Here is a 13,094-nt window from a genome sequence, read left to right on the forward strand (position 1 = left end):
TATCACCAGGGTAATAGGAAGCAAGGGCTGTCAAAAAAAGACAGCCCTTCTTTAATTTAGGTCAGACACACGCCTCATCATTTGTTTTCTCTATATGGTGGTCGATATGCTGGAGCAGGTGACGCTGCGGTCGGACCATCAAATTGCTCACGAGCGACCTCAGTATTGCGATTTTTAACGATTCCCAGCAACGGCTCGATCAAATCTAGCGGCAATGGAAAGATGATGGTCGAGTTTTTCTCAACTGCGATCTCTGTTAGTGTTTGCAAGTAGCGCAGTTGTAGTGTACTCGGCTGCTCGCCAATGATCTTGGCCGCCTGTGCCAGTTGGGTGGACGCCTGAAACTCTCCCTCCGCATGGATGATTTTCGCACGCTTCTCACGTTCTGCCTCGGCCTGCTTCGCCATGGCGCGCTGCATGGTCACTGGCAGTTCGATATCTTTAATTTCGACCGCCGTCACCTTCACGCCCCAGCGCTCTGTATGCTCATCAATAATGCTCTGCAACTCCCGATTGATCTTGTTGCGCTGCGAGAGCAGTTCATCCAACTCTGATTGGCCAAGCACATTACGCAGCGTTGTTTGACCAATTTGAGTCGTCGCCTGCATGAAGTTCATCACGTTCACAACGGCGGCCGATGGGTCCACAACATAGAAGTAGATCACTGCCGTTACTTTGACGGTGACATTATCACGCGTAATAACCTCTTGCGGTGGGACGGTCAAAGTCACAATACGTAAATCGACTTTGATCATACGTGTAATAATGGGTGGCACCCAGAACACGCCTGGTCCCTTCGCCCCTGCAAGGTTGCCCAGAATAAAGATCACACCACGTTCATATTGCTGCACAATACGTAGGCCGGAAAGCAAAAAGAAAATGACGATGAGGACGACAAACGCGATAAGCGTTCCTAGCAATGGGTCCATAATTGACCTCCTCTTTTTATGTATAGGGTTGGGTTTTCCCTTCCACACCATCCTATCCTTCTTTTAAAGAAGACGGTGGATGGGTATCAGTCATCAATTGAGTACGCACAGGTCGAACATGCAATCGCAGGCCATTAACGCCCGTTATAATCAATGCAGAACCAGCGTCTACCGAAGTCGTTGGGGCATCAAGAACAGCCGCCCAGTCCTCTCCATAATAGCCGACCCGTCCTTCAGGAACAAGCGGTGTTAAGGCGATAACTTTCGCGCCAATCATGCCCTCTGCGCCGGTAGCTGCACGCCGATGCTGCGCTCGTAACAGAAAAGTCACCAGTGTAAAACCAATGAGGCCAACAATTCCAGCAGCACTATAGACCACGATAGGATTGATCTTAGGACCATCATAAGGGCCGCCACTATTAAAGAAAAGCAGAGCTCCCAGTATCAGCGCGATCACACCACCAATTGTCAGCACACCATGCGCGGGCAGTTGTACATCTAACACCAACAAGGCAAAAGCCAGCACCATCAAGGCCAATCCAGCCCAATTGGGAGCCAGAGATCCCGCAGCAAAGAGAAACAACAACAGCGAGATTGACCCAACGACGCCGGGTAAAATCACACCTGGATGAGAGATCTCCAGATAGATGCCAAGCATCGCAACCACAAACAGGAGGAACACAACGTTTGGATCGAGCAAAAAGGCATACATTGAGTCTAATACCGTCGCATTGATCTCCTGTACCTGCACAGATACAGTCTGAAGCGTCACTTGACGACCAGAATTCAAGGTGATTGTCCGACCATCAATGGCCTGTAGCAAGGCGGAGAGTGTCGGCGCACCTAGATCAACGATTTTATTTTGTACTGCCGCGCTGTCATCATATGACTTCGCTTCAGTCACCATCTTCACAGCCAATGGCACATTGCGATGATAACGATTTTGCATGCTGGTCAGTGCTGCCACAAGATCATTCTCGATCTTCGATTTGAGCGTGTTGCCAATATCACCACCGCTACTGTCAACAGGACTGGCCGCGCCGATACGCGTGGTGGGAGCCATCGCCGCGACGTGGGCCGCCAGGGTAATAAATGATGCCGCTGAAGCCGCATGACCCCCGGAAGGTGCAACATAGGCAATGATGGGGACATTACTTGTGAGTTCCCTCTGCACCATTGCGTACATCGAATCAAGATCTCCACCTGGTGAGTTAACCTCAACCACCAGAGATTGAGCACCATCATGTCCTGCACTATCTATAGCGCGCGTCAGCAAACGTAACGATGCAGAATCAATTTCGCTGTTCAGTGTGACAAGATCAACATGAGGCGACGCCGCCTGCACAGGGCGAGCGTCTTGAGTGAGGACAAGCAAACCTACTACGATTGCAATAATATACAACCAGCCGGGGATGTTCTTTGTATAATTGTTCTTCGTATACTTGTACAGAGGAAACGAATTCATCATCTCATTCCTCCTGGCAGTAAAACATTATGCGCTTCATGCCTGAAGACTTGATTTGCTCCATGCCTATCATAACACACATCCCAGGAAAAGGATAGAGAAAAATCAACATTTTTCCCAATAGAAATAACTTTTCGTAATAAAGTATATAGCGTATTGCTATTCTCTCTAATTCACGGCCATATCAGCACGTCTTTTACCAGATTACAAGTATCTTTTAAAGTCAGCTTTCTACTTTCTTTAGATGTTAACAATTATTTATTTTATACATAGCTACAAATACATCATTTTCTTATCTGGAAATATTCTTTTTCTGCATAGGAATATACTATAAGAGTAGTGCCATTAAAGCATTTTAAATTTTAGCTTGTTGCCTCTTGAAAAAATGAAACCTGTTATGCGCATTCAGCTAGAAACATGGAGGTCTACTATGACACTGCGCAGTCAGAAACACGCTGCGTTCAGCATATTTTCAAAAAGAGTACAGAGTCAGGAAACCAGCGATCCTTCACATCACCACCACATATCTCTGTATTTTGTTGTCACTATCGCCGCTATTGGAGGTCTGCTTGTCGGCTACGACACCGCTGTTATATCTGGAGCGCTTTTATTCTTACGAGTAAATTTCACGCTCACACCCTTTACCGAAGAAATTACAGTGAGTGCAGCACTGCTTGGAGCGACCATTGGAGCGCTCACCGGCGGCAAATTGAGCGACATTATTGGGCGGCGCAAAACGCTCATTGCCATCGCAATCACCTTCATTGTTGGCGCGCTTCTGACCTCCCTTGCTCGCAGTCTGCCCCTTTTTATTGCGCTACGCATACTGGTTGGTTTAAGTATTGGTGCAACTACCTGCGTCGTTCCCGTTTATATCTCAGAAATGGCTCCTCCCAATGTACGTGGGACGCTGGTCACCTTCAACCAACTTGCCATTACAATTGGTATCGCGATTGCTTATTGGGTTGACCTTGCCTTTGCGACTGCCCACATGGGCTGGCCTCCTATGTATGCGGTTACAGCCATTCCAGGCACCATTCTCTTCATTGGTATGCTCTTTAATGAAGAAACTCCGCGCTGGTTGGCCCGTAAAGGTCGTTGGGATGAAGCGTATCAGATTCTAGAGAAATTAAGAGGTATGCAGGCAAAACGAGAAATGGAGTATATTCGCGTTACGCTAGCCAATCAACAAAAGGGTAGCATGCGCGAACTTCTCCAACCTGGCTTGCGAACGGCACTGTGTGTCGGTGTGGGATTAGCAATCTTCGATCAACTGGTTGGTATCAATACAGTCATTTATTATGCACCCACGATCTTTGGCTATGCGGGCTTTACTTCAGCCTCCAGCGCCATTCTCGCTACAGGTGTTATTGGCATTGTCAACGTCCTGGCGACAATCGTTGCCAGTACCCTGATCGACAAAATCGGGCGCCGTCCGTTGCTTCAGTGGGGCAGCATTGGCATGGCCATCACGCTGGGCGCGCTAGGCACCATTTTTGCTGTCGGCCCTCAACAGACAGGCTATCTCACCCTCGCCGTTCTGTTGATTTACATCGTTTCCTTCGCATTAAGCATGGGTCCAGTTGTTAGACTCATGAATGCAGAAATTTATCCTACCCGCTTACGCGCAATGGGGTCAAGTATCGCCTCATTTGCTAACTGGAATGCCAATCTGCTGGTCAGCTTCACCTTCCTCTCTCTGATCCATTTACTGGGAAAGCCGCTGACCTTCTGGCTCTATGCTTTTTTAGGCATACTCGCCTTCATTTTCAGTACCATCCTGGTTCCCGAAACAAAAGGCAAGAGCCTTGAACAGATCGAACATTACTGGCGCAATGGCCGCGACTGGGAAGCCGTGTCTCCTCCCCCAGTTGTCCACACGGCTCTACCAGCCCAGAAATTTTCAGAACATTTATAAGCATGTACTGTCAAGCGCTCGTAAACATAACATCTACCCACGAGCGCTTCCATGCTACAAACTATTATGGCAAAATGTACCCGGCCTATAAATGCTAAAATATCACTATGCTCAACAACACTGTATCTTATCTGACCCGTTGAGCGTGGTGTGTATCAGAAGGAACTTTTCTTCATGTTCATCTCTCTTCGTCTCGAGCCAGGCATGATCAATCTATTCCTATCAGGAAGAGTTATATACAGAAGAAAGGCCAGGTATCAGCACTATGCCATTTGTGACACATACGTTACTTTCTCAAGAAGACGTTCGACCTCCCTTTATAGGACGCACAAAAGAACTGGAGCTTTTCCGAGAACAGGTGTTACGCTTGGATGAGCCTTCAGTACATCTCCTCTCTATCTGGGGACCGCTCGGAGTTGGTACTTCGGCGTTGCTTGCTCAACTCCGCAAAGAGGCACACGCAGATCCTTTTCAGGGCCAATGTTTGACAGCATTTGTCAATGTGCATATGAAAAGTCCGCTACGCATAATGATAGAGCTTGCCAGACAATTCCGCATTGCGGGCGCTCCCCTTGTCACCTTTGAACAATTGCTTGACTATACGACAAAAATGCCTGCGCTTCCGCCCTCTCTTGAACAGCAAGTAGCCCGGGCACTTTTTGTCCAACGTGTCCAGGATCTCACACAAACAGAAACGACACAGGGAACTCAGATGATCGGAGGAATGTACGAAACGGTCAGTGAAACGAACAGAGCTGAGTTTCTGCGACAGCACCTCGCATTAGAAATCTATGACTTGCAGAATTTTCTAGAGCGGCTTGTGGTTCTTACACGCACTTTTATCGAAGACTTGAACTGGCTCGCTTCCACCCCAGCATCATCAACTGTGGACCGAGGAAAGCGTATCATACTCTTCCTCGATGAAATTGCCCCCACAAGCTCAGTCGTTACCTGGTTGCGCACTCAGGTATTGCCAGCATCTATCAGCAAACAAATAGTTCTGGTTCTGGGCGGTGAGGATTCTTTGCAAGCCAGCCTCTCTACCGAGTCGCCGGTCATCTCGCTCCCCCTTCATCCATTCACACAAGACGAAACGCACAACTTCCTTGCAACATATGGGATTACAAATGCTGATCAGATCGCACTGCTCTGGCAAAAAACAGATGGTCTTCCGCTCATGCTTCGATTGCTGGCCCCAGTTCCATTCACACAGCTTCATACAGATGAGCAAGCAATGACAACTGCATTGCAATGGATCGAGCGACAAGGTTCCGGCTATCGCTATCTTCTTCGTTATGCCGCCTTATTTTCCCGGTCGTTTCGCCCCTCTGATCTCGCCGTTTGTCCTGTATTTTCCGCACAGGACTGCGTTCGTTGGTATCGCCGTCTGATCGCCTTGCCATTTGTGCAGCGTGATATCGTCACTGGAGAGTACACCTACCATCCACTTGTCCAGCAGCACCTCTGTCGGACCTTTGCACAAGAGACGAGACCTGCCTACCAACAAGCTCGTCAGGTCTTAGCGCTCTTTTATCAACAACAGCTCGCACACGTTCACCTGACTGCCTCAGATGCATATCAGAACGAGGCTGTAGAAGCAAGGCAAGAGCTGACGCTGGCGTTGGTTGAACAATGGCTCTGGCTTGCCGACGAAACAGGTTTGCAACAGGCAATTGTATTCCTTCTCTCGCTCATTCGACAAATACCCGATCATATGACACTCATAGATCAATTACAGGCAGTTGTCGAGGAGTCGTTCCCAGACCAGAGTAAGCACGTCGCCAACCTCTTGCTCACCTACTGTAAAGCCGATCTTAAAAATCCTGCGTTTCAGTCTGCGATAACGGGACTGATAAAGATACTTGAGCAACAGGCAAATATTTCCTCTTCTCTGCTGGCAGATCTTTACAGTAACCGTGCAGCCGCCTGGTTGCTTCAGGGACAACCTCAGCAAGCGCTGGACGATAGCATCCTGGCAGTGGAACTTGATCTTACCCGCCTCGATAGCTACCTTCTACGCGGCATAGCATCTGCCGCTCTGGGCCTACAAACAAATGCCAACGCAGACTTTCACCACATCATCTCATTTGATTCTCGCAATATCTTTGCTTATGCTCATCGAAGCCTGATATACAGAGATCGGAAAGCATATGAGCAGGCAATAGAAGATATCAATCAAGTGCTCATCCTGACTCCTAACCTGCCAGAAGCGGTCCAGTGCCGTAATCTAATGTATGAGGAGATGGACAAGGCCAGACGAGGGCTTGGCGATTTCGATTACCAGTTGGAACTCTATCCTGACGATAAGGATGCTTACGTGTTGCAAGCAATGGCCCACTCCTCCATCGGACAATATGAGCAGGCACTTGCCTCCTTTGAACAGGCTCTTTCTCTCGATCCAACAGATCCACGCATCTATGCCGGGCGGGGTCACATTCATCTAGAGCAAGCAGACCTGGAACTGGCTCAGGAAGATCTGCTCCGAAGCTGGGAGCTGGATAGTCAGGATGAGACAACAGGCATGCTGCTTGCCTGGGTGCGCCTGTGTCTGGATGAGTCAGATGAACAGATCAACCCTCTGTTGGAGAGGTTCGCAACAAACAGCTCACAGCAAAATATAGCGCTTACCTGTCGAGGCATTATGCTGATTCGCCAGCAACAATTCGCGGAAGCCATAGAGGTATTCGAGCAGGTTCTCCAACACAGTCCTACATACAGCGAAGCAGCATTTTGGAAGGGTCTGGCCTGTGCGTTCCTGGAACAAGATGCAGTTGCTCTGGCTGCATTGGAACAGGCCAAAAGTGCGGACATTCCTTTACCAGCTGTTCTATTCACGCCACTACGTTGGGTCGCACAGACCAGACCGGACTTCTACCAGGAACAGCTCTTACCTTTCGTACAAATTGTTCCTCAATAACGCTATTGATACCTCATCTTTCGCGTACCAATCTGCGTATCTGGTACGCGAAAGATGAGGTATCAATCTGTACGAGGAAACAGGCTTTACGGCTGAACATGCACACAGATTGGTGGATGTCCAGTGTTGCCCTTTCGTTGTCCATGAGAAGAGGGAGCAACACGCTCAAGCGTCAGGCGTGCGGGAACCGTTTGTTCGCTCAAAGGAAATGCCAGCGCAAGCACACCATTACCATACGAAGCATTGGCACAGACCGCATTCACCGACACCGGCAACGTTATCTCACGCAGATATGCTCCAACACGCCACTCATCCAGAAAGCGCTCCTTGCCATCATGTTCTTTGAGCGCACCTCGTAAATCCCCACGCAAAACTAGCTGCCCATCTCCGCTTACTTCAATCGAGATATTCTCCGGCTCCAGACCAGGCATCGGGGTAACAACCATTAAACGCTCATTCGTACCATACATGTTTACTGGGATATGCTGTTGTTTTACCTGTTCTTGCATAGTATTCTCCCTTTTGCCGTGTTATGGATCTTCCTGTTTTTAAGAAGACCCAGACCCAAATACGCTCCCCTGTAAGATCAAGGCCAGGGATGATGAAGCATCTATCCACAACACGTCTATTAACAACTATATGTTTCACAACTTGTCTGTATTACTCTTATTTCCAGTAATCATGTTATTATTTTTTCGCTCATAAAAAAAGATAGCCTGAGTGACATGTAACACTTATCACCCAGGCTATCTAACGTGTTAGTGAGCGAGACGGCTTCTCCTCACTGCAAATGTTCGGCCAATAATTGAGCCAGATGCATCACTCGGATGCGGCGTCCACTGACATCAACGCCTCCCCGTAAATGCATGAGGCAACCTGGATTGTCGGAGACCAGGATATTTGCGCCTGTACTTTCGGCATTCTTCAACTTGTTCTTGAGGAGGCGCTCTGCTACCGACTGGTGTTCAATCGATGTCGAGCCACCAAAACCACAACATACATCGGATTGCGGCATCTCGTGTACCTCCACATCCAACGCCTGCCGCAGAATATCGCGAGCCTCAGAATGCAAGCCAAGACAATTGCAGGATTGACAGGAATCATGATAGGTGATGATCGTATCAGGGTCAGGTCGGCGCATCGCAAGTGTGACCTCGCCTGGCAATACCACTCGCTGCATAAAGCTGGTAAAGTCAACCACTTTCTCCACCAGCGCCTGGGTTCGCTTCAACCATGCCTCTTCATGCGTATCCTCAAACAGCTTGAGATAATCCTGCACGATGGTCACAACACAACTGGTGGAGGCACTAAGGATATAATCGGCCCTGTTCTCCTCCAATGCCTTCTCAAGCATCGTGATCGTCTGCTTTGCCATTGCCAATCCATCGCGCCTGTCGCCAGAATTGAGCGCAATTAAGCCGCAACAACTCTGCTGTTGAGGGAAGACCACCCGCACACCAGCTGCTTCGAGCACCTTCATCACGGCCTCCCCCATCTCTGGATAAAGCCGATCCGTCATACATCCGGCGAAGTAACACACAGTCAGATTCAAGCCGCGCAGCTGGCTGCTTCCCAGACTATAGGCGTTTTTGCGCGTTCTGACCCGATCACGCAACGGTCTGGGCGCGAAAGCCGGCAAACTACGCCAACTCGCCAAAGATGCCAGCGGCTTCACAAAAGGCAGTTTACTCAACAAGCCAAAATTTCTCGTCCTGATATACTGGCCGCCGCGAGTTATCGGCCACTGCCCAATGCTTGCCAATCGTGCAAACAAGCCAAACAGGAGAGGACGAGCCATGATCCAGAAGACGATCTTCTTAATCCAGTGTAACCCCTTCTTCTCCACTACCCTCCGCCGTACATCAAGGATCAGGCTTGGCAGCGGGATCTCAACCGGGCAAACTGTTTCACAGGCATTGCAACTCACACATAGGCTCTGAGGTCCGGCATCGGCCCCCAACCCATGATGAAACGGCGTGACCACAAGGCCAATCGCGCCACTATAAATATGCCCGAACGCATGGCCTCCCACCTGCTGATAGGGTGGACAGATATTGGAGCATGCCGCGCACCGAATACAGCGTAGGGCATCCTTAAAGCGCGGGTCCGCGCGCATCTCGCTGCGACCGTTATCAATCAGCACGATATGCATCTCTTTGTTAGGTGTCGCCGGGCCAGTCAGGAACGTGTTATAGCTGGTAATATGTTGCGCGGTGGCGCTCCGGGCCAGCAGACGAATCTGCGTCATCGCATCAGCAAATGTCCCGATCAATTTATCGTAACCAGCCATCACCACATGCACTGATGGAAGCGATGTTACCAGACGCCCATTGCCTTCATTTGTCATCATCATGACAGTGCCGCTCTCGGCAATCAGCGCATTCGCCCCACTAATGCCCATACCAGCACTAAGAAATGATTTTCGATGCTCCACCCGAATCACTCCAACCTGTTCCGCCACATCGTCACGCGAAATTTCGCGCCCCGTCGCCTGCGAAAGAATAGCCCCCACCTGCTGCCGACTCTTGTGAATAATCGGCATCACCATATGCGATGGTCGCTCATGATTCAACTGCGCCACCCACTCGCCCAGGTCCGTTTCAACGGCCTTAATGCCTCGCTCTTCCAGATAGGCGTTCAATTCCGTCTCTTCGCTTGCCATTGTCTTCGACTTCACAACAAGTTCAATGCCTTTTCGATGGCACAGCTCATAAATATAGCGATTCGCTTCCTCAGCATTGCGCGCTTCGTAGACAATGGCCCCAGCAGCCTCGGCCTGGCGCTTAAACTGAGCCATCAATTCGGGCTGATGTTCAATAGCATAATCCTTCGCCGTACGCAATCTTGAACGCAACGATGGAAAGCTATACTCAGGGCCATAATCGCCCTCTTCAACAGCAAATACATTCTTGCGCGACTCACGCCAGTTAGGAGCAAAACGACCTAAAGCTCGCGACAGGTTTTCATCCTCCAGAGCATGATGCAACCGTTCATCGAAAGGCTGGTGCTCATGAGTTGGATTAGCCGTCTCTTCGCTGAGCCGCTGTTGCAACGATTCCGCGCCAACGAGGGCAACCTGCGCCCCCTTGATCTGCTTCTCAGCCGATTGAGCAGATGAGTTATCTTGCAATGTCATGATCGTGCTTTCCAATCTTTTACAATAAGAACACACAATGCTTTCGGACCCTGTACCCCGATTGTCAGCGTCCGTTCGATATCCGCGGTGCGGCTAGGACCGGTGATCAGTGAAATATAATGACGCTGATTCGGTCCAACTTGCGTCAACTGTTGCAGGCGCTCTCCAGCTTCATCAAGCATAGAGGTCAGGTCGTCCACTCGTACAAGCGCAAAATGAGTTAATGTCAACATACTGACCACTCGTGCCTCAAGCGAATTTTCGGCCACCAGAATCGATCCCGTTTCCGCCACTGCCAACTCTGCATGTGAAAGGCCAGCAGGTGCATCAGCAACACTGGCTGGGCTTTGCGCCTCCTCAATCTGAATGCCCTTTGCCTCCAACAGCGACACAGCCTCTCCCCAGGGATCGTACTCAGAAAATTTGGGAGGAACAACCAGTCTTTTCGCTTGCAGTGCAGTATGAGCAGCAATCACTTCTGCTGCTTCAGCCAAATTCTCAAGCAGATAACATTCCCCTCCAACAGCGGCCAGGCGTTGCTGGAAGCGCGTGAAAAGGTCCAGTGAGATCATCATGCCCCCTTCCCTCGCTAGAAAATACTATTATCTTTAATAGTATCATGATTTAGTGGCAAAGTTCTATGTTTATTTCAAATAATTTCGACTTATTTTAAGTAGAAACTATTCAAAAGACCGAATATTGCTATAAGAAAAAGAGTGTTTTCCTGACCATGTAGGAAAACACTCTTGCGATTGAGTAAAAGCCCGCATTACAGCATTTGTCGGCTGCTACTTTTCGTCAAAATGAGGACGTAATGCCGCGGGATCAATCTCATCTTTGTTGCGTTGATAACGATTATCGGTCGAGAGTCGCAAAAGCGTGGGCGAGAGATTAGGTAGCGCCTTGTGGATAGTGTAGGAATGGAAGAAAAGCGCATCACCAACCTGGAAATCAGTAGTGTGCCACTCCGCCTGCGCTTCATCAACCGGCACGCCTCGCCCACCAACCGCGCCTACATGACTGACGCTATGTTCAATAAACCCTTGATGCTGCGATCCAGGCCAGACCGCTAATCCTCCCAATTCGATAGGACACGCTCCTAGTGGAGTCCAGCACGAATAAGTCTCGACAGTTCCCCGAATATAGAAATGATCCTGATGAGCAGGTGTTGTAAAAGCTTGAGAACCGGGAAATGTGATACGCCCGATACGACGAGGGTGAACGAGAATCTCGCCATCAATCAAACGCTGAGCCACACTCATCAAGCTGGGATGGCTGGGAAAATTGTGGAAACGAGGCAATCGAAGTATCTGACGATAGACCGCCGTATATTCTGCCTGCCCCTCGGTCTTCGGCACAATCCCTGGCAGAGCAACACCCTCCATCAGCTCATGAGCCGGATCAAGCCAACCTGCTTCTTTTAATAGCTCTAGCACGTCATGGCGTACGCTCAGTACCTCATCAGCAGGCACGAGACCTCGGAAGAAGAGATACCCATATCTGTCCATCGTTTCCCGCAACGTTGCCGCATCACTTTGAAGGTCTGACTCAATAAATGGAACATAGCCTTTTGTCTGCACTGTTTCCCTCCTGACCGAATAGATACGATATAATGATTTAATAGTACGCAAATAATGGCGTTATTGCTTGTCAATTTGCGGCGTGGAATTCGCATTTTATCTAGAGGTGTTTCGTTTCCAATGCAGGAACTCTCTTACCATTGGCAAAAGGACGCGGCACTGCGGCCCATCGTTCATGCCACTTTCAATGATTTGCAGCACCATATTCAATTACCGCTTGTTGCACGTCGAGAGTTTTATGATAATGGTGTCGATACTGGCCTCCATCAGCATGAAGACTTCTATGCTCTCTATGTCATTCAGGGCGGTCAGGGCATCCATCTTATCAACAATCATCCCTATGGCATTGCACGTGGCGATATCTATATGCTGCCGCCAGGCAGCACTCACGCCTATAGCGACTATCAACTTCTCGTGATCGATGCCTTCTATTTCTCACCAGCGCTCTTTTCCGATCAAGAATTGCTCGCATTGCAATCTCTTCCTGGCTTATGGAGGCTCTTCATCAAGCAACATGATACAACGCAGGAAAATGGTTTCAACGACCATCGCTTACATATGCCGCCAGTACATTTTCATGAGGTTGAAGCAATGATTGCAGAGTTGCATAACGAGTTCGTTGCCAGTACTATCGAGGCATCTATCCTGACCCACAACCTGTTTTTTCGCTTGCTCGTGCATCTGGCGCGCTGGCAGGCAAACAGCAGAGATAGGGGCAATACATCATCCTCTATTAGCCAGATCACTCCTCATAAAGTCAGTGTCGCCAACATCTTACAAATCTGTGAGGAGCGGTTTCATGAACCCTTAACGGTTCCTCAACTCGCAGCGCTGATGTTCCTCTCCCCCAGCCGTTTTAGCGAGATATTCTCGCGCGAAGTAGGAGTGTCGCCGGCTGCCTATATCCGACATTTGCGTCTGGAGCGAGCGCAGACACTTTTACGTACCACCGCGCTTTCCACAACAACCATCGCGCATCAAGTCGGCTTTCGGGACAGCGCTCAACTATCAAGAACATTTCATACCATCTTTCACCTCACGCCCTCTGCCTATCGGGCGCAATTTAAATAGGATAAATAAAAATAAACAAGCCCGGAGATCTCTGTTCTCCGGGCTTGAACATCACGGATTTTCTGACAGGGAGAATCT

9 protein-coding genes are annotated in these 13,094 nt (G+C 49.3%); 3 read left to right on the forward strand and 6 right to left on the reverse strand.

Annotation, left to right across the window (positions count from 1 at the left end; all coding sequences use genetic code 11):
- Window positions 1–77: 77 nt before the first annotated feature.
- Window positions 78–929 carry a slipin family protein gene (locus tag K3T83_RS04720; RefSeq protein ID WP_220201820.1) on the reverse strand — a complete coding sequence of 284 codons (852 nt, stop codon included), beginning with the start codon at window positions 927–929 and terminating at the stop codon, window positions 78–80.
- Between the two features lie 52 nt (window positions 930–981).
- Window positions 982–2,397, reverse strand: coding sequence for an NfeD family protein (locus K3T83_RS04725; RefSeq protein ID WP_220201821.1), 1,416 nt, complete (start codon window positions 2,395–2,397; stop codon window positions 982–984).
- Window positions 2,398–2,824: 427 nt separating this feature from the next.
- Here K3T83_RS04725 and K3T83_RS04730 point away from each other — a divergent pair, with 427 nt between their 5' ends.
- Both K3T83_RS04730 and K3T83_RS04735 read left to right on the forward strand, forming a co-directional pair.
- Window positions 2,825–4,312: a sugar porter family MFS transporter gene (locus K3T83_RS04730; RefSeq protein WP_220201822.1), complete on the forward strand. Its 1,488-nt coding sequence runs from the start codon at window positions 2,825–2,827 to the stop codon at window positions 4,310–4,312.
- Window positions 4,313–4,577: 265 nt separating this feature from the next.
- Complete coding sequence (locus tag K3T83_RS04735) at window positions 4,578–7,229, forward strand: tetratricopeptide repeat protein (protein WP_220201823.1); 2,652 nt, start codon at window positions 4,578–4,580, stop codon at window positions 7,227–7,229.
- A gap of 86 nt (window positions 7,230–7,315) precedes the next feature.
- Here K3T83_RS04735 and K3T83_RS04740 read toward each other — a convergent pair whose 3' ends face one another.
- From K3T83_RS04740 to K3T83_RS04755, 4 genes are all read right to left on the reverse strand, one after another.
- Window positions 7,316–7,738, reverse strand: a complete 423-nt coding sequence (locus K3T83_RS04740; protein WP_220201824.1) for an Hsp20/alpha crystallin family protein — start codon at window positions 7,736–7,738, stop codon at window positions 7,316–7,318.
- Between the two features lie 272 nt (window positions 7,739–8,010).
- Window positions 8,011–10,365, reverse strand: coding sequence for an LUD domain-containing protein (locus K3T83_RS04745; RefSeq protein ID WP_220201825.1), 2,355 nt, complete (start codon window positions 10,363–10,365; stop codon window positions 8,011–8,013).
- Window positions 10,362–10,940, reverse strand: a complete 579-nt coding sequence (locus K3T83_RS04750) for a LutC/YkgG family protein (RefSeq protein ID WP_220201826.1) — start codon at window positions 10,938–10,940, stop codon at window positions 10,362–10,364. The genes K3T83_RS04745 and K3T83_RS04750 overlap by 4 nt, the downstream gene beginning before the upstream one ends.
- Before the next feature lie 213 nt (window positions 10,941–11,153).
- Window positions 11,154–11,945 (reverse strand): phytanoyl-CoA dioxygenase family protein, encoded by a 792-nt coding sequence (locus K3T83_RS04755; RefSeq protein WP_236064821.1) that lies wholly within the window; start codon window positions 11,943–11,945, stop codon window positions 11,154–11,156.
- Between the two features lie 120 nt (window positions 11,946–12,065).
- On the opposite strand from K3T83_RS04755, the gene K3T83_RS04760 reads away from it, so the two are divergent.
- On the forward strand, window positions 12,066–13,016 hold the full coding sequence (locus tag K3T83_RS04760) for an AraC family transcriptional regulator (protein ID WP_220201827.1): 951 nt from the start codon (window positions 12,066–12,068) through the stop codon (window positions 13,014–13,016).
- Window positions 13,017–13,094: the final 78 nt, after the last annotated feature.

This window comes from Reticulibacter mediterranei (assembly GCF_016587455.1).